Below are 18,927 nucleotides of genomic sequence, written 5' to 3'. Positions count from 1 at the left end.
TGGAGTGACTGTGCACAACACGACCGTTCATCCCGAACTCGCCGACGTGCTGGACCGCATGCCGGAACGACCGAACCTCTTCGACGACCTGGAGGCGACCCGCCGCAACTTCGGGGCGCTGCAGGACTCGATGCCGCTCGATACGTCCGGCGTGGACATCCGGAATCTCGAAATCGACGGGCCGGACGGCAATCTCATTCCGATCAGCGTCTACCGGCCGAAGGGCGTCGCGGGTCCGCTGCCCGCGGTCCTGCACATTCACGGCGGCAGCTTCGCCTTCGGCCGCTCCCGGCCGGGCGAGGACCGCACCGCGATCGCCATCGCCGAAGAGGTTGGCGCGGTGGCCGTTTCGGTCGATTACCGGCTCGCGCCCGAACATCGGTACCCGGCGGGGATGGAGGACTGCTACACCGCCTTGGAGTGGATCGCCGAGCACGCCGCCGAACTGCGCGTCGACGCGGATCGGGTGGCGGTCACCGGGAAGTCGGCGGGCGGCGGCCTGACCGCGTCGCTGGCCCTGCTGTCGCGGGATCGCGGCGGCCCGGCGATCGCGTACCAGTCGATGTACATCCCGACCCTGGATCATCGCCACGACACCGAGTCGGCGCGGCTGATCACCGATCCCAGGTTCCTGAACAACGCCGACATCGCACAGACCTATCGGCACTATCTGCCCGAGCCGGAGGCGGAAACCGTTCCGGTCTACGCGAGCCCGGCCCGTGTCGGCGACCTGAGCGGGCTCCCGCCCGCCTTCGTGCTGGCCTGCGATCTGGATCCGCTGCGCGACGAGGCGCTGGATTACGCCCGCCGCCTCATGGATTCGGGCATTCCGGTCACGGTCTGCAATGTGCCGGGCGCCTGGCACATTTTCGAGTTCACCGCGCCCGACTCCGCGCTCGCCCGCAACACCCAGCGGAAATGGCTCGGCGACCTGCGCGCGGCGCTGGCCGGCTGAGGATCGTTTCGCGACTCGCCGCGTTGACCACACGGGACACGCCCAGCTGGACATCCGATACTCGTCTCGTAGCGAAGATCAGTTCTGCGTGATCAGTGTTCTGCTCAAAACGAGAAGGGCTGGGTCGATGCGGGTGCGAGGCTTCACACGAAGGGTCATGGGCGTCGCTGCTGCCGCCCTGCTGATGCCACTCGGGGTGGCGGTGATCGAATCGCCACCGGCCAGTGCGGCCTTCGATCCCGCCATCTTCGATTTCTGGGCCGACTCCCCGGTCATGGGGCCGATCAAGTCCCGCGTTCTGCGGGCACGCGACGGCAATACCCAACGGGTGGTCTACGTCCTCGACGGCGAGCGTGCCCAGGAGGACCTGAACGGCTGGGAGATCAACACCAATGTGCCGCAGGTGCTGGCCGACTGGAACATCAATGTGGTGATGCCGGTCGGCGGCCAGTCCAGCTTCTACGCCGACTGGGACGCGCCGAGCTCGTTCTTCGGCGTTCCGCCCGGGGCCGGATCCGCGGCCTACGGCACCGGTTCGGGCGCGACCGAGGCAATGGGCGGCGGCCCGGGCAAGAGCTACCGCTACGCCTGGGAAGACTTCATCACCAACCATCTGCGCTGGGAGCTGGCGAATCGGCTGGGCTTCAACCCGAATCGCAACGGCGTGTTCGGTCTGTCCATGGGCGGCAGCGCCGCGCTCACCCTGGCCGCCTACCACCCCGACTTCTTCAGTTACGCCGGTTCGTACTCGGGCTATCTGAATATCTCGGCGCCCGGTATGCGTGAGGCGATCCGTGTCGCCATGCTCGACGCCGGCGGTTACAACGTCGACTGCATGGCGTTGCCGTGGGGTCAGACCTGGTTGCGTATGGACCCGTTCGTCTTCGCGCCGACGCTGATCGCCAACAACACCCGCGTCTGGGTGTCGGCGGGCAGTGGCGCTCCCATGCCCGACGATCTGAACATTCCGCTCGGAATGGCAGCCGACCGCCTGGTCCGTGGCGCGCCCCTGGAAGCCTTGGCCCTGGCCAACTCCCGCGCCTTCCAGGTCCGCATGCTCACGCTGGGCGCCCAGAATGCCGTCTGGGACTTCCCGGCCGACGGCTTGCACGCCTGGACGAACTGGGCCAACGACGCCTACCGCATGATCCCGGACATGTCCGCGAATATCGGATAAGCCGGACGAATTCGATGGCCGTCGTCCCGGAGGGCGGCGGCCATCGTCGTTTCAAATCACGGTTTGGTCGCTTCAGGTGTTTTGATAGCGATCCGCTTCCGCCGGAGGCTTATAGCTGTTCCAGCGTCAGCAGTTTCTGCATTTCGGCTGTGGTCAACGGTGACCACGCCTCGTGAAAGGCGAGTCGATGCGGTCTGTTCGGGTGCTTCGTGGTTCGCTGTCGCGGTCCCTCGCGGGACTCGCCGTGGCGGTTGCCGTTTCACTGTCCGGGATGGTCGGGGCCGCGGGGCCGGCCGCCGCGTCATTCGATCCGGGCGGCTACGACTTCTGGGTCGATTCCTCCATGGGCCCGATCAAGACGCGGATCTTCCGCGCGAATGACGGCAATACCCAGCGGGTGGTCTACGCGCTGGACGGATTGCGCGCCCGCGACGACCTTTCCGGCTGGGAGATCGACACCGATATCGAGCGCGTGCTGACCGCCTGGAACATCAATGTGGTGATGCCGGTCGGCGGCCAGTCCAGCTTCTATTCGGACTGGGTGGCTCCGTCCAACACGAATGGCCAAACTGTCCCATACGCCTGGGAGACCTTCCTGACCCGCGATCTGCGCAATGCGATGGCGGCCCGGCTGGGCTTCAATCCACACGGGAACGGGGTGTTCGGACTGTCCATGGGCGGCAGTGCCGCACTGGTGCTGGCGGCCTATCACCCGGACCAGTTCCGTTATGCCGGATCATATTCCGGGTATTTGAACATTTCCGCCCCGGGTATGCGCGAGGGCCTGCGCGCCGCGCTGCTGGACGCGGGCGGCTACAACATCGACGCCATGTGGGGTCCGCCGTGGAGTGAATTGTGGCTGCGCAACGATCCTTTCGTTTTCGCGCCGCGGTTGCGTGACAACGGCACCCGGCTGTGGATCTCGAGCGGGAACGGCCTGCCCGGTCAGCGGGACGTGGTGCACAGCCCCCTGGACGCGTACAACGTCGGCAATGCGATGGGCCTGGAAGCGATAGCACTTGCGAATACCCGCTCGTTCCAGGCGCGACTGGACTCGCTGGGCGCGAACAATGCCGTCTTCGACTTCACCGCGAACGGTGTGCACAACTGGCCGTACTGGGCCGACCAGGTCTACAACATGCTGCCGGACCTGAGTGCGAACATCGGGTGAGTCAAATCCCCCGGCCGATTGTGTGATAGGGGCGAAGCCGGGTGCGGCGTAAGGGATTTCCGCGTCGCCGCGACATCACGAAGGATTCGCGATATGGTCACCGCACCATTACGGTCGTATGCGATGGTGGTAATCCGCCAATCATTAAGCATGACCTTGCCAACCGCTCGGAGCGTCGAATACCCTCCAGCGAGCGCAAGTGTGACCAGCCGTGGTAGCGCTTCGCTCGCAGGGAACTGTCGGGATTCACCTGTGAGTGCTGATCGCGTTCGTCCACGCGCGGCTTTGTCATGCCGTGTGCGCGCGATTGACAACTTAAGACACCGCGGTAGCGCAGTACCGCGGTAGAGAAGGAGCAGTATCCATGCGTTTCGGCAGGTCCGCCGTGCCGGGAGTATCGTCGCGACGCCGTGCGCAGAGTGGTTGGCGCACACGGCTCGTCGCCGCCACCGTCACCGCTGCGGCGCTGGCTGTCCCGACCGCCTCCTTGGCCGCCCCGTCCATCGCCTCGGCCGCTCCGGCCTTCGGCCCGATGCATCGCGGGATCCCCGGCAGCTTCGAAGAGCTGATGGTGCCGTCCAGCATGGGCCCGATCAAGGTGCAGGTGCAGTGGGCCAAGAACGGCGGTAGTTCCGCGGTCTACATGCTCGACGGCATGCGTGCCCGCGATGATCGCAATGCGTGGGCCAACGCGGACGAGGGCGACGCCCCGGGCATCTTCGCCAATGACGACATCAACGTCATCATGCCGGTCGGCGGCCAGTCCAGCTTCTACGCGGACTGGGCGGCACCGTCCAACACCAACGGTCAGAAGTTCACCTACAAGTGGGAGACCTTCCTGACCAAGGAACTCCCCGATTTCCTTTCCGGCTACGGCGTTTCGCGCAACAACGTGGCGATCGCGGGTCTGTCCATGGGTGGTTCGGCCGCCCTGATGACCGCCGCCTACCACCGCGACATGTTCAAGCAGGCCACCTCGATGTCGGGCTACCTGAACCTGTCCGCGCCGGGCATGCGTGAGGCTATCCGCCTGGCCATGCTCGACGCCGGCCGCTACAACGTCGACTCCATGGCCGCGCCGTGGAGCCCGGCCTGGCTGCGCATGGACCCGTTCGTGTTCGCGCCGCAGCTGAAGAACCTGCCGATGTACATCTCCTCGGGTAACGGCATCCCCGGTCCGCACGACGGCATCGGTTCGGCCGCCGACGTGTTCAACACCGGTAACGCCATCGCCCTGGAGGCGCTGGCCTCGGTGAACACCCGTGCGTTCCAGGCCCGCCTGGGTCAGCTGAACATCCCGGCTCAGTTCGACTTCACCGCCACCGGTACCCACAAGTGGGCCTACTGGCACGACGAGCTGATCAAGGCTCGCCCGCAGATGCTGAGCGCCCTCGGTCTGGCGTAGCAGACAACCGCATCGCGATAGCGCGAATGCATGAACCGGCCATCCGAGAGGGTGGCCGGTTCTTTTATGCCTCCCCAAGATTCGCCGCAACGGGGTAGAAAACCTATGTGACAGCTGTGGCAATTGGTAGATGGGGGAGAGGCGGCCGCGCAGGACTGGTCGCACTCGCGGTAGCCACGACAGCCTTGCTGACGGGTGGGCCCGCGTATGCCGAACCGGGGGCGGCGCCACCCACGGGCGAACCGGCCAAACCGACGAAACCCGATATTCGAAATGTGGTGTGGCTGACCGATAGACGGGTAGCCCTGTGGGTGGACTCACCCGCCATGGGCACCCAGATCCAGGTGCAACTACTCCTGGCCAGGGATTGGAACAACAAGCCCGACGCCAAATTCCCGATGCTCTACATGCTCGACGGCCTGCGTGCGACCGACGATCAGAGCGGTTGGACGAAAGACGCTGGGGCGCAGGATTTCTACGCCGACAAGAACGTCACCGTGGTCCTGCCGGTCGGCGGCGCGGCGAGCTTCTACTCCGACTGGAAGCACCCCGACAACGGCAAGACCTACAAGTGGGAAACCTTCCTCACCAAGGAATTACCGCCGCTGCTGGATCATGATTGGCGTACCACCAATGTGCGCGGCCTGGCCGGACTGTCCATGGGCGGCACCGCGGCCATGGCGCTGGCGGCCCGCAATCCCGGTTTCGTGCGCTACGTCGCCTCCTACTCCGGGGTGCTCACCCTGACGACTCTCGGTATGCCGCAGGCGATCGCGTGGGCCATGCGCGACGCGGGCGGCTACAGCGCCGACGCCATGTACGGCCCGGCCACCGACGCGGAATGGGAGGCGCACGATCCCTACGCCCTCGCCGAAAGGCTGAAGGGCCTCAGCCTGTATGTGTCCAGCGGCAGCGGCCTGGCCGGCGTGTACGACCTACCCGCGGGCATCCCGGGCGTGAGCACCAACTGGACCGGCATGGCGCTGGAAGTGCTGTCCCGCTTCTCTTCTCAGCAGTTCGTGGCCAAGCTGAACAAGCTGAGCATTCCGGTGCAGGTGAACTACCGGCCCTCCGGCACGCACTCCTGGCCCTACTGGGATTTCGAGATGCGGCAGTCCTGGCCGCAGGCGGCGTCCGCGCTGGGTGTGGAGGCGGCCAAGCCGGACTGCACTGCGGCGGGCGCGATTCTGCCTGTGGCACTGGGGAAGTCGTGGCTGGGCGACTGCCTGACCGCGGAGTATCCGCTGGCCGGCGGTGCGGCACAGGACTTCCGGGGCGGGCGGGTGCTGTGGTCGGCGGGCACCGGCGCGCATTCGATCGGCGGGATGATCGGCGGCGCGTATGAGGGCGCGTCGGGACCCGCTGGCGCACTCGGCTTTCCCACGTCCGACGAAACGCCCATACAGGGCGGTGTGCAGCAGGCGTTCCAGCACGGCACCATCGTCTTCCGCGACGGGAAGGCCGAGATACACGCCAGCTGAAGCGGATACCTGCCGGATCGCGAACGGCCCCCGGTAGAGTGCACCGTTGTCCGTGACTCCCGTCACGTCGGTGTGCTCCCCCCTGCGGTTCAGGAGATCGATCTCTATGGCAGTACAGGGCGCTTCGTCATGCCCGCAGAGCGGTTCGGTTCGGAAAATCACGCGCGGTCGCGCCAAACGTGCCTGGCGGCGCGCCCTCGTGGCGGCCGCGGCCGTGATGGCGCTGCCCGGTCTGGCCGGGCCCGCGCTGGCCATGCCCACGCACCCGTTGCATCGCACCCCCGAGGGCGGTTTCGAGCAGCTGATGGTGCCGTCGAGCATGGGCCCGATCAAGGTGCAGGTGCAGTGGGCCAAGCACGGTGGCGACGCCGCGCTGTACCTGCTCGACGGCTTGCGCGCCCGTGACGACTTCAATGCCTGGACCTTCGAGACGAACGCGCTGCAGCAGTTCGCCGACGACAACATCACCCTGGTGATGCCGGTCGGCGGCCAGTCCAGCTTCTACACCGACTGGCGCGCGCCCTCGAGCACCAACGGCCAGAAGTTCACCTACCGGTGGGAGACCTTCCTGACCGAGGAGCTGCCCGCCTTCCTCGAGGGCTACGGCGTCTCGCGCACCAATGACGCGGTGGCCGGACTGTCCATGGGCGGTTCGGCGGCGCTGGCCCTGGCCGCCTACCACCGCGACCAGTTCAAGCACGCGTCCTCGTTCTCGGGCTACCTCAATATCTCCGCGCCCGGCATGCGCGAGGCCATCCGGATCGCCATGCTCGACGCCGGCCGATTCAACGTGGATTCCATGGCCTGGCCCTGGAGTCCGGCCTGGCTGCGCATGGACCCCTTCGTCTTCGCCCCGCAGCTGCGCAATCTGCCGCTGTTCATTTCCGCCTCGTGGGGCGTGCTGGGGCCGCACGATCACCCGGATTCCCCGATCGGCATCTTCAACACCATGAATGCCGTTGCCCTCGAGGCGTTGTCGATGGTCAATACCGTCTCGTTCATGGCCCGGATGAACCAGCTCGGCATCGGCGCGCACTACAACCTGCCGGTGGCAGGCACCCATTCGTGGGGCTACTGGCAGGACCAGCTGGCCGCCGCCCGCCCGGACATTCTGGCTGCCCTCGGGGTGTCGTAGCGCGACACGCCGCGAGCCATATGAAAACTGGTCGTTTGCTGTAAGACGGCCGGTTTCCGTGTGTCCTACCGGGAGTCGCGTGCTCGCGGAGGTACAACACTTGTGTGGCTGGAGTTGTCCGTGGGATCAAGCAGGGGCGCACGCGCGTGATGGCATGCGCCGCGGCGGCGATATTTCCGCTGGCCGCGGGCACTTTCGTGGGCTGCGGTCCGGCATCCGCCGCCCCTGAGGCGCCGGCCGCTCCGGCGGCCAGCATCCAGAAGATGAACTGGGTCAACGACCACCGCGTGTCCGTCTGGGTGAACTCGCCCGCCTCCGGTGCGCCGGTGGAGATCCAGTTGCTGCTGCCGCGCGACTGGAATGCCAAGCCGGACGCCAAGTTCCCGGTCGTCTACATGCTCGACGGCCTGCGCGCCACCGACGAGGAGAACGGCTGGACCCACGACGCGGGCGCGGCCGGCTTCTACGCCGACAAGAACGCCCTCGTGGTGCTGCCGATCGGCGGTCAGTCCAGCTTCTACGCCGACTGGCTCGCACCCGACAACGGCCGCAACTACCAGTGGGAGACCTTCCTGGTGAAGGAGCTCCCGCCCCTGCTGGAGAGCCAGTTCCGGGCCACCGACGTGCGTGCGGTGGAGGGCCTGTCGATGGGCGGCACCGCGGCCATGATGCTGGCCGCCCGCAATCCCGGCTGGGTGCGCTCGGCCGCTTCCTATTCCGGCTTCCTCACCCTGACCTCGCTCGGCATGCCGCAGGCGGTCAACTTCGCCATGCACGACGCGGGCGGCTTCGACTCCAGCAAGATGTTCGGCCCGCCGGGCAGTCCGGCCTGGAAGGAACACGACCCGTACGAGCTGGCCGACAAGCTCAAGGGCGTGGCGCTCTACGTCTCGAGCGGCAACGGCGTCGCGGGCACCACCGACCCGCTCTCCGACATCCCCGGCATCACCACCAATTACGCGGGCCTGGGCCTCGAGGTGCTGTCGCGGCTGAGCACCCAGAACTTCGTGGCCAAGCTCAACAAGCTGAACATCCCGGTCTCGGTGAACTACCGCCCGTCCGGCACCCACACCTGGCCGTACTGGGACTTCGAGATGCGCCAGGCCTGGCCGCAGACCGCCGCCGCGATCGGCGTGGACGCCACCGCGCTGGACTGCAAGCTGGGCGGGGCCATCGCGCCGGTGGCGCAGGGCAACAGCTGGCTCGGCGACTGCCTGTCCGGCGAATATCCGGTGGCGGGCGGCGTGGCCCAGGACTTCCGCGGCGGCAAGGTGCTGTACTCGCAGGCCACCGGCGCGCAGCCGGTGGCCGGGGCTATCGGCGGCAGCTACGCCGGACTCAACGGCGCGGCAAGCGGTTTGGGCTTCCCGACCGCCGGTGAGGGCGGGCTGCCCGACGGCCGCGGCCGGCTGCAGCCCTTCCAGCACGGGTCGATCTACTGGACCCCGCAGACCGGCGCGCAGGCGGTGCGCGGCGCCATCTTCGACGAGTGGGCCAAGCAGGGCTACGAGCGCGGCCCGGCCGGCTACCCCAACGGCCAGGAGGCGCGCACGCCCCAAAGGGACGGCGTGGTGCAGGGTTTCGAGAACGGGCCCATGTACTTCAGCGCCAAGACCGGCGCGCATCTGGTGCAGGGTCTGATCCTGGGCAAGTACGGCCAGCTCGGATTCGAGAACAGCTCTTACGGTTTCCCGATCGCGGGGGAGCAGCCGCTGCGCGACTTCGGCCGCTACTCCGCGTTCGAGGGCGGCAATATCTATTGGAGTCCGCTGTCGGGCGCATGGGGCGTCAGCAACGGTCCGATCATGGACGCTTGGCGCGCAACCGGATTCGAGAACGGCCCCCTGGGCTATCCGCTCTCGGACGAGGGGCAGATCCCCGGCGGCTCACAGCAGACCTTCCAGGGCGGCATTCTCACCCTGCGGGACGGCCGGGTCACCGCGGCCACCCTCGACGGCCGCCCCATCAACATTCCGGGCAGTGAGCAGCCCAAGCCCGCTCCGGTCCAGCCCCAGCCCGCGGCCCAGCAGCCCGCGCTGTTCCCGGGTCTGCCCACCCTCCCGCAGCCTGCGCCGCAAGCGCCCGCGCCGGCTCCCCAAGCGCCCGCGCCGGCGCCCGCGGCCCAGGTCCCGGCCCCGACGGCCCCGGCTTCGCAGCCCGCCGCGGCCCCGGCTCCCGAGCCGGTACCCGCGGATCCGCCGCAGCCGCCGCCGGTTCCGGCGCTGGGTCCCGAGGTCCGTCCCAACTGAGACATTTCCGGCCAACAGGCCCTAAGCGGCCCTAAGAAGTAGATGAGGTTCCGTTGTGGCCCGGGACGTCGACCCGGGTTACGGCTAGCCTGGGGGCGACCTTTTGCCCTTGGACAGATATAGGAAGCGAATAGATGCACGGAACCCGTGGAAAGGTATTCGGCGTGGTGGCCGCCATCGCCGCCGCCGGACTGCTCGCCGCCTGCGGTAGCAACGATTCCACCGCCAAGAGCACGCCCACGCTGACCACCACGAGCGCCGCCTCCGCCGCGCCCACGACGCCGGCAGCGGGATCGCCGTCCACCACGGATCAGGCCGCACCGCAGCCCGCGCCGGATTCCGCGACGTCCTCGCCCGAGCGTCCGCAGCCGGTGCCGAGCCAGTTCCTCACCACCCAGAGCGGTTCGCCCGCCCTGTCGGACAAGGAGAAGGGCTTCCTCGACGAGCTGAAGAAGGCCGGCATCACCCCCGGTTCCTCCGATATCGCCATCACCGCGGCCAACCTGGTCTGCCAGGGTAAGTCGGAGAACGCCCCGCAGGATCAGATCATCACCTACGTGACCGCCATCGCCGGCTCCGATCCGTCCTTCGATCCGTCCAAGATGTCGGTCGAGCAGGCGGGCAAGATCTACTACGACGTCGCCTCGAAGAGCTACTGCGACAAGTGACGACGCGACGCCGAATCGGACGACGCCGGCCCCGGCCGGCGGGTTGCCTGCTGCTCGTCATCGCCGCGATCGTGATCGTGGTCGTGGTGGCGCTGCTGCTGTGGTACCTGCTGGCGGGCCGGTTGCGGCTGCCGGGGCCCAAGCCCCCGGGGCCGACCCGTCCGACGTCGCAGCCGGCCGACTGCCCGGACGTGTTCCTGCTGTCGGTGCCGGGCACCTGGGAGTCGAACAGCAATGACGACCCCTACAACCCGAGCGCGAACCCGGCGTCGCTGATGCTCAACATCTCCAACCCGATTCGGGCCAAGTTCCCGAACGAGCGGGTCGAGGTCTACACCACGCCGTACGTGGCCCAGTTCTCCAACCCGATCGCCATTCCGCCCGACGGCCAGTCCTCCTACAACAACAGTCGTTCCGAGGGCGCCACCCGGTCCACCGACAAGCTCGCCCAGACCTACAAGAAATGTCCGCTCACCACCTATGTGTTGGCGGGCTTCTCACAGGGCGCCGTGATCGTCGGTGACATCGCCGCGCAGATCGGCGCGGGCAAGGGCCCGATTCCGGAGGACCTGGTACTCGGCGTGACCACCATCGCCGACGGCCGCCGCGATGTGGGCGATCCGGGCGAGGCCACCGAGATCGGCCCCACCCCACCGGGAGTCGGCGCGGAGGTGGCGCTCAAGGGCCTGAACGTCCCCGGCATCACCATGACCGGACCGCGCGGCGGCTTCGGCAAACTCGCCAACCGGACCTTCACCATTTGCGCCGCAGGCGATTTGATCTGCGACTCCCCGCGCCAGGCGCTGAACCCCGCCAATATCCTCGGCAGTCTGAACATCCTGGTCCGCGCCGCGGGCAACCCGGTGCACAGCCTCTACAACGGCTATCAGGTCGACGACAACGGCACCACGGCCACCGTGTGGACCGTGAACTGGGCCTCGGGCCTCATCGAAAACGCTCCGCACCCGGCACATTCGTAAGCATCGGCTCAGCGTTTCTTATGCGCCGGGGCGCACCATTGATGATGAGCACTCGTCCTCTCGTGTGACCCCACCCGACCGACCCCCCAGTTTCGGGGTCACCCGGTAAAGTGCTCCGGGTTGCGACACAGCCGAGACCCGGTGCGTGCGGCAACTCACATCCATGACCTTGTTGTGTCCTATGTGGGGCGCTCCCCACCCATTTGGAGGCATTCGCGCCGGTGAAGCACTAGCCCAGAGGTGTGAGCTGGGAGATGTTCGGCCGCTCCGAAGCATGGCCGGACGACCCCTCTGTAACATGTCCCTGGTTTGAGAACATCTAGCCAATAGACGGTCACCGCGCAGACCGCAACACAATTCTGCAGGTTGGCTCTCCCATGGAGCTCCCGCGGGCGAAGAGAGTCGGGGCCTCACAGGTAACAGCGGCAATGCATGCCGTCTCATGCCGCGTGTGCCTCGGAGGAGAAGAAGGAATGGACGAGACTTTCGACGATTACCTCGACGAAACGGGGAACATCACGATTCCCGAGGGACGCACCCTCGTCGACTACGTCGAGAAGCACACCCATGGTAATGACGCCAATGACTTGGCCTACCGCTACATCGACTACTCACGCGAGCGCGACGGTGAGTACCAGGACCTCACTTGGAGTCAGTTCGGCACGCGGCTGCGCGCGGTGGCCGCCCGACTGCAGCAGGTGACCAAGCGGGGCGATCGGGTCGCGATCCTGGCTCCGCAGGGGCTGGATTACGTCATCTCCTTCTTCGCCGCCATCTACGCGGGCACCATCTCCGTGCCGCTGTTCGATCCGGACGAGCCGGGCCACACCGACCGCCTGCACGCGGTCCTCGGTGACTGCACGCCCTCGGCGATCCTGACCGCCAGCTCCTCCGCCGCCGGCGTCCGCCAGTTCTTCCGCTCGCTGCCCGCGGCCCAGCGCCCGCGCATCATCGCGGTGGACGCGATTCCCGACAGCGTCGGCGAATCCTGGATCCGCCCGGACATCGCGGTCGACGACATCGCCTACCTGCAGTACACCTCCGGTTCCACCCGCGTGCCCGCCGGTGTCGAGATCACCCATCGCGGTGTCGGCACCAATGTGCTGCAGATGGTGAACGCGCTTGACCTGAACGAGAATTCGCGCGGCGTCACCTGGCTGCCGCTGTACCACGACATGGGTCTGCTGACGGTGATCCTGCCCGCCGTGGGCGGCAAGTACATCACCATCATGTCCCCGGCCTCGTTCGTGCGCCGTCCCGCGCGCTGGATCAACGAGCTGGCCGCGGTCTCCGACGGCGCCGGAACCTTCGCCGCCGCACCGAACTTCGCCTTCGAGCACGCCGCCGTCCGCGGCCTGCCCAAGGCGGGCGAGTCGCTGGACCTGTCGAACGTCCTCGGCCTGATCAACGGCTCCGAGCCGGTGACCACCAAGTCGATGAAGAAGTTCAACGAGGCGTTCGCGCCGTACGGCCTGCCCAAGACCGCCATCAAGCCCTGCTACGGCATGGCCGAGGCCACCCTGTTCGTGTCGGCCACCCGGCACGAGGACGAGGCCAAGGTCATCTACGTCGATCGCGACGAGCTCAATGCCGGTCGCGTGGTGAAGGTCGAGCCGGGCACCGAGAACGCCATCGCGCAGGTCTCCTGCGGTTATGTGTCGCTGTCGCAGTGGGCCACCATCGTCGACGCCGAGTCCATCGACTCCCCCGAGGGCGCCCGCGAGGTGGCCGACGGCGAGGTCGGCGAGATCTGGCTGCACGGCAACAACATCGGCATCGGCTACTGGGGTCGCGCCGAGGAAACCCAGAAGACCTTCCGCAACCAGCTGGCCCGTCGCCAGCCCGAGGGCAGCCACGCCGAAGGCGTTCCGGCCGACGGCATCTGGCTGCGCACCGGCGACTACGGCGTGTACGTGGACGGCGAGCTCTACATCACCGGTCGCGTCAAGGATCTGGTGATCGTGGACGGCCGCAACCACTACCCGCAGGATCTCGAGCACTCCGCCGAGGAAGCCTCGACCATGCTGCGCGCCGGTTACGTCGCGGCCTTCTCGGTCCCGGCCAACCAGCTGCCCGCCGAAGTCTTTGCCCAGGACAGCCATTCAGGTCTGAGCTTCGACGCCGACGATGCCAGCGAACAGCTGGTTATCGTGGCTGAGCGTGGTCCGGGCGCGGGCAAGGCCGATCCCGGCCCCATCGCCGACGCGGTCCGCGCGGCCATCTCCTCCCGGCACGGTGTCACCGCGCGTGACATCCTCCTCGTTCCCGCCGGGTCGATCCCGCGCACGTCCAGCGGCAAGATCGCGCGTCGTGCCTGCAAGGCTGAGTACATGGGAGGCACACTGCGTGGTGGTTACACGCAGCAGGCCTTCCCCGATGCACCAGACGAGGAGTGAGACGACCGTCTCACAGATGAATGGCGCGAGCCGGTTCGGCTCGCGCCATTCATGCATGGATCACCAACCACGATTCACGCCGCGCACCGTACGCAGACAGGTAGCTTGAGGAACTGATGGCTGAGAACGAGGGCACGAACCCCACCCAGACGACCGACAACGCTCCGACGGACGGCGAGACCGCCAAACCCAAGGCTGCGGTCACCGATATGTCGGTGGCGGATCTGCGGGAATGGCTGCGGCGCTGGGTCGCCGACGCGACCGGGCAGCCGATCGAGAACATCACCGTGGACCGGCCGATGGAGGAATTCGGCCTGGCGTCCCGCGACGCGCTCGCGCTCGGTGGCGATATCGAGGAGCTCACCGGGGTCGTCCTGAACGCGACCATCGTGTATCAGCACCCGACCATCGGGTCGTTGGCCGAGCGAATCATCAACGGGGAGCCCGACGTTCCGGCCGAGGCGGCCGACGATTCGTTCTATACGACGGGATTCCAGCCGGGCGAGGCGCACGATATCGCCATCGTCGGTTTGTCCACCCGGTTGCCGGGGGCGGGTGATACGCCCGAATCCACCTGGGAGTTCCTGATCAATCGCGGTGACGCGATTCGTGAACTACCCGAGGGTCGTTGGGACGAGTTCAAGGGTGATCCGCGCCTCGCCGAGGCCATCGAGCAGGCCAACACGCTGGGCGGCTATCTCGACCAGGACGTGGTCAAGGGCTTCGATGCGGAGTTCTTCGCCATGTCACCCGTCGAGGTCGAGCGCGTCGACCCGCAGCAGCGGCTCATGATGGAGCTGACCTGGGAAGCCTTGGAGCACGCCAGGATTCCGGCTAACGAGCTCAAGGGCAAGCCGGTCGGTATGTTCGTCGGCACTTCGACCAACGACTTCAGCTTCATCGTCGCGGGTGCGGCGGGTGGGCAGCGCGATCCGAACGTGCCCATCTCGGCCGAGGGCTATGCCCTGATGGGTTCATCCTCCGCGATCATTCCCAACCGCGTCTCCTACTTCTACGACTTCCGCGGCCCGTCCGTGGCCGTCGACACCGCCTGCTCGTCCACCCTGGTGGCTGTGCACGAGGCGGTGCGTTCGCTGCGCAACGGTGACTCCGATCTGGCGCTCGCCGGTGGCATCAACATGATCCTGGCTCCGGTCGCCACCCTCGGTTTCGAGGTCAACGGCGTCTTCGCCAAGGATGGCCACCTCAAGGCGTTCTCGAAGGACGCCGACGGCTTCATCCGTTCGGAGGGTGCGGGCCTGATCGTGCTCAAGCGTCTGGCCGACGCCGAGCGCGATGGTGACAAAATCCTCGCGGTGATCAAGGGGTCGGCGGTCAACAGCGACGGCCGCTCCAACGGTCTTCTTGCTCCGAACCCGGATGCCCAGGCCGAGGTGTTGCGCCGCGCGTACCGGGATGCTGGGATCGCCCCGTCCGCCGTCGATTACATCGAGGCGCACGGCACCGGCACTCTCCTCGGTGACCCGATCGAGGCGGATGCGCTCGGCCGCGTGATCGGTCGCGGTCGCGAGGACGACAAGCCCGCCCTCCTCGGTTCTGCCAAGTCCAACTTCGGCCACATCGAGTCCGGCGCGGGCGCGGCCAGCCTGGCCAAGGTGATCATGGCGTTGCAGAACAACGTCATCCCGCCGAGCATCAACTTCACCGGACCCAACCCGTTCATTCCCTGGGATCAGGCGCACCTCAAGGTTGTTGACGAGCCCACCGAGTTCCCGCGCTACAGCGGCACCGCCACCATCGGCGTCTCCGGCTTCGGTTTCGGTGGCACCAACGCGCACGTGGTCATCCAGGAGTACGTACCGACCCCGGTCGCGCCCGAGATCCCGGAGACCACCGACCTCGACGACGAGACCACCGAGGTGGTCGCCGAGGCGGAGGCCATTACGGAAGCCGCTGCGCCGGAGCCGGAGTGGGTCGACCGCGACGAGCCGCTGCCGTACATCATCCCGGTGTCGGGCTACCTGCCCTCGCGCCGCAAGCGGGCCGCCAAGGATCTGGCCGACTGGCTGGAATCCGAAGCAGGACAGGCGACTCCGCTGGAGAACGTGGCCCGTTCGCTGGCCAAGCGCAATCACGGCCGTTCGCGCGGTGTGGTCGTGGCCAAGACCCACGAGGAAGCCATCGCGGGTCTGCGGGCCATTGCCGAGGGCAAGCCGGGCAACAGCGTCTGGACCGCCGATTCCCCGGCCGCCAAGGGCGCGCTGTGGGTGATGGCCGGTTTCGGTGCGCAGCACCGGAAGATGGGCAAGCAGCTCTACCTCGAGAACACGATCTTCCGTAAGACCGTCGATCAGGTCGACGAGCTGGTTATGGACGAGGCCGGGTACTCGGTCAAGGAGATGATCCTCGACGACTCCATGGACTGGGACATCGGCACCGGCCAGGTCGGCACCTTCACCATTCAGGTGGGTCTGGCCTCGGTGCTGCGCGCGCACGGCGCGGAGCCCGAGGGCGTGGTCGGCCATTCGCAGGGTGAGGTTGCGGGAGCCTACATTTCGGGCGGTCTGCCGCTCGAGGACGCGGTCCGCGTGATCTGCGCCCGCTCACGGTTGATGGCCGAGGGCGAGGCCATGCTGACCGACGACCAGGTCCGCAATATGGCCCTGCTGGAGTACAGCGCCGCCGACATCGAGGCGCTCAAGTCCGAGTTCCCCGATATCGAGGTCGCGATCTACGCCGCGCCGACCAATACGGTCATCGGCGGCATCCCGGAGCAGGTGCAGGCCATCGTGGCGCGCGCCGAATCCGAGGGCAAGTTCGCGCGCGTGCTGCCGACCCGCGGCGCGGGCCACACCTCGCAGATGGACATGCTGCTGGGCGAACTCGCCGCCGAGCTGGCGGGCATCGAGCCCACCAAGCTCAAGCGCGACCTGTACTCGACCGTCCACCAGGACGCCGTCTACAAGGCGGGCCACGCCCCGGTCCACGATGTCGACTACTGGTGCATGAACATGCGCGGCTCGGTGTACTTCACCAATGCCATTCGCAAGGCCGTGGACACCGGCATCACCACCTTCCTCGAGCTCGCGCCGCACTCGGTGACGCTCATGCAGGTGCTGGGCACCACCTACTCGGCGGGCGTGCACAACGCGGCGCTGATCCCGACGCTCAAGCGCAAGGAAGACGAGGCCGGGGGCGTCATCGCCGCGCTGGCGCAGCTGTACGTGCAGGGCCACAAGGTGGACCTGCCCTCGCTGCTGCCCGCCGGTGACTACGCCGACGTGCCGCGCACCGCGTTCGTGCGCAAGCAGTACTGGCCCAAGGTGTCCGGCGGCTTCGGCGGCGGCTCGGGCAACGCCCGCGTCCCCGGCGCGCACGTGGCGCTGCCGGACGGCCGCCACGTGTGGGAGGTCCAGGCGTCGGCCGTCACCGACCTGGCCGCGCTGGTGAACGCCGCTGCCGCCCAGGTGCTTTCGGACGTCACCGTCGGCGCTTCGCTCGCCCACGGCCAGATTCCGGCCGCGGGCACCCTGACCACCACGCTCACCCCGCACCCGGGCGGCGCGTCGGTCTCGGTGCACGCCAAGAACGGCAGCGCCTTCAGCCCGCTCTTCGACGCGGTCGTCACCTCCGGCGCTCCGCTGCCGGAATCGGTTGTGGCACAGCCGGTCGCGGCCGTCGAGGCGGCTCCGGCTCCGGCCGCCGCGATCGAGGCCGCACCCGGCGAGCGCTGGGACCCGAACGGCACCCAGACCATCGAGGCGCGGCTGGCGATCATCGTGGCCGAGTCCATGGGCTACGCGGTCGAGGACCTGCCCATGGAGATCCCGCTCATGGAGCTGGGTCTGGACTCGCTGATGGCCATGCGCATCAAGAACCGCGTCGAATACGAATTCGACATCCCGCAGCTGCAGATCCAGGCGGTGCGCGACGCCAGCCTGCTCGAGGTCGGCAAGGTGCTGCGCTACGCCATCGAGCACCGCGATCAGCTCGACGAGATCGCCGCCCGGCAGGCCGCCGGCGAGGACATCTCGGTCGACGCCGACTTCATCTCGGCCGCGCGCAATGCCCTGGCCGAGGGCAAGGACCCGGCGGCGCTGCTGCCCAGCGTCGAGACCACCTCCCCGGTGGCCGAGGCCGAGCAGATCGAGGCGGAGGCCGAAGCGGTTGCGGCCGAGCACGAGTCGGCCGCGCCGATCGCCGAGACCGATGCCGACAATGTCCCGCCCCGCAACGCGCCGGAGCGGCTGGTCTTCGCGACCTGGGCACTGGTGACGGGCAAGTCGGCGGGCGGCATCTTCAACCCGCTGCCGAAGCTCGACGACGAGACCTTCGACAAGCTGGTCGCGCGGCTGTCCGAGCGTGCCAAGGCGCAGATCGATCCCGAACGGATTCGCGAATGCACGACCATCGAGAAGATCTCCGATGTCGTGGCGGAGTACCAGGAGCACGGCGATGACGTCGAGGGCTTCGTTCGGACCCTGCGTGCGAAGGAAGCCGGTTCGAATGCCGTGCCGGTCTTCGTTTTCCACCCGTCGGGCGGCAACACCCTGGTCTACGAGCCGCTGCTGAAGCGGCTTCCGGCCGGTACCCCGATGTACGGCTTCGAACGCACCGACGGCACCATCGAAGAGCGCGCGCGCCAGTACATTCCGGAAATCCGCAAGCGTCAGCCGGAGGGCCCGTACGTCTTCTACGGCTGGTCGCTGGGCGCGGTGTTCGCGCTGACCGTCGCGCAGCTCATGCGCGCCGAAGGTGCGGACGTGCGTCTGGTCGGCCTGATCGACCTGGCCATTCCGGTTGAGCCCGAGCACAACACGCCCGAGGAGCGGCTGGCGCGCATGCGCCGGTACCAGGCCTTCGCGCAGAAGACCTACGGCTTCAACGGCGAGCTCGATGACGAGCAGCTGGAAGAGCTGGCCTCGGCTTCGGACGAAGAGCAGATCCAGATCATCATGGAGCTGGTCAAGTTCGCGGGCGCGAACATTCCGGGTGGTGTGATGGAGCACCAGCGCACGTCGTTCATCGAGAACCGAGAGCTGCAGAAGCTCGAGTTGTCGGATTACGACGGTGCTGTGACCCTCTACCTCGCCGACCGCTACCACGACGGGCTCATCGAGCTGGAGCCGCGATTCGGTGATCGTCGTCCGAACGGCGGTTGGTCCGAGCACATTTCAGATCTGGAGATCATCCACATCCCGGGTGACCATCTCCAGATCATCGATGAGCCGCGTATCGCGACCATCGGCGCAGATCTCACCAAGAAGCTGACGGAGATCGACGCCACGGCATGAAATAGCACCACCGCGTCACGGGTTCTGCGAAAGTAGGTTTTTGCCGAAAGGAGAC

General features: G+C 67.2%; 10 protein-coding genes and 1 pseudogene. All 11 read left to right on the top strand.

Going from position 1 to position 18,927, the window contains the following annotated elements; all coding sequences use genetic code 11:
* Positions 1-10 precede the first annotated feature (10 nt).
* The 11 genes and pseudogenes from GPX89_RS21155 (at position 11) to pks13 (ending at position 18,872) form a co-directional block, all read left to right on the top strand.
* Complete coding sequence (locus GPX89_RS21155) at positions 11-955, top strand: alpha/beta hydrolase (protein ID WP_198347528.1); 945 nt, start codon at positions 11-13, stop codon at positions 953-955.
* 157 nt (positions 956-1,112) lie between these two features.
* A complete protein-coding gene (locus tag GPX89_RS21150) occupies positions 1,113-2,132 on the top strand; it encodes an alpha/beta hydrolase (protein WP_235947731.1) in 1,020 nt (339 codons plus the stop codon).
* A 187-nt stretch (positions 2,133-2,319) separates the two neighbouring features.
* Positions 2,320-3,303 (top strand): alpha/beta hydrolase, encoded by a 984-nt coding sequence (locus tag GPX89_RS21145; RefSeq protein WP_157389377.1) that lies wholly within the window; start codon positions 2,320-2,322, stop codon positions 3,301-3,303.
* Positions 3,304-3,667: 364 nt separating this feature from the next.
* Positions 3,668-4,708, top strand: a complete 1,041-nt coding sequence (locus GPX89_RS21140) for an alpha/beta hydrolase (RefSeq protein ID WP_157389376.1) — start codon at positions 3,668-3,670, stop codon at positions 4,706-4,708.
* 107 nt (positions 4,709-4,815) lie between these two features.
* Positions 4,816-6,150 (top strand): annotated as a pseudogene (locus GPX89_RS21135) (alpha/beta hydrolase-fold protein); the annotation flags it as partial.
* A 256-nt stretch (positions 6,151-6,406) separates the two neighbouring features.
* Positions 6,407-7,324, top strand: a complete 918-nt coding sequence (locus GPX89_RS21130) for an alpha/beta hydrolase (RefSeq protein ID WP_235947822.1) — start codon at positions 6,407-6,409, stop codon at positions 7,322-7,324.
* A gap of 149 nt (positions 7,325-7,473) precedes the next feature.
* On the top strand, positions 7,474-9,573 hold the full coding sequence (locus GPX89_RS21125; RefSeq protein WP_407939476.1) for an alpha/beta hydrolase-fold protein: 2,100 nt from the start codon (positions 7,474-7,476) through the stop codon (positions 9,571-9,573).
* Between the two features lie 134 nt (positions 9,574-9,707).
* On the top strand, positions 9,708-10,241 hold the full coding sequence (locus GPX89_RS21120; RefSeq protein WP_157389374.1) for a DUF732 domain-containing protein: 534 nt from the start codon (positions 9,708-9,710) through the stop codon (positions 10,239-10,241).
* A complete protein-coding gene (locus tag GPX89_RS21115) occupies positions 10,238-11,221 on the top strand; it encodes a cutinase family protein (RefSeq protein WP_328602113.1) in 984 nt (327 codons plus the stop codon). Before GPX89_RS21120 ends, GPX89_RS21115 begins: the two co-directional genes overlap by 4 nt.
* Before the next feature lie 473 nt (positions 11,222-11,694).
* A complete protein-coding gene (gene fadD32, locus GPX89_RS21110; RefSeq protein ID WP_157389373.1) occupies positions 11,695-13,617 on the top strand; it encodes a long-chain-fatty-acid--AMP ligase FadD32 in 1,923 nt (640 codons plus the stop codon).
* Positions 13,618-13,733: 116 nt separating this feature from the next.
* Positions 13,734-18,872, top strand: coding sequence for a polyketide synthase Pks13 (gene pks13 / locus GPX89_RS21105; RefSeq protein WP_198347527.1), 5,139 nt, complete (start codon positions 13,734-13,736; stop codon positions 18,870-18,872).
* Positions 18,873-18,927 lie beyond the last annotated feature (55 nt).

Source organism: Nocardia terrae (genome assembly GCF_009760405.1).
Taxonomy (GTDB): domain Bacteria; phylum Actinomycetota; class Actinomycetes; order Mycobacteriales; family Mycobacteriaceae; genus Nocardia; species Nocardia terrae.
The sequence above is the reverse complement of the archived record's forward strand: the minus strand, read 5'-3'. Positions and strand labels throughout refer to the sequence as shown.

Coding starts and splice junctions, on each gene's coding strand:
- GPX89_RS21145 (WP_157389377.1), top strand. CDS start 2,320: ATGCGGTCTGTTCGGGTGCTTCGTGGTTCGCTGTCGCGGTCCCTCGCG.
- GPX89_RS21150 (WP_235947731.1), top strand. CDS start 1,113: ATGGGCGTCGCTGCTGCCGCCCTGCTGATGCCACTCGGGGTGGCGGTG.
- GPX89_RS21120 (WP_157389374.1), top strand. CDS start 9,708: ATGCACGGAACCCGTGGAAAGGTATTCGGCGTGGTGGCCGCCATCGCC.
- GPX89_RS21140 (WP_157389376.1), top strand. CDS start 3,668: ATGCGTTTCGGCAGGTCCGCCGTGCCGGGAGTATCGTCGCGACGCCGT.
- fadD32 (WP_157389373.1), top strand. CDS start 11,695: ATGGACGAGACTTTCGACGATTACCTCGACGAAACGGGGAACATCACG.
- pks13 (WP_198347527.1), top strand. CDS start 13,734: ATGGCTGAGAACGAGGGCACGAACCCCACCCAGACGACCGACAACGCT.
- GPX89_RS21125 (WP_407939476.1), top strand. CDS start 7,474: ATGGCATGCGCCGCGGCGGCGATATTTCCGCTGGCCGCGGGCACTTTC.
- GPX89_RS21130 (WP_235947822.1), top strand. CDS start 6,407: ATGGCGCTGCCCGGTCTGGCCGGGCCCGCGCTGGCCATGCCCACGCAC.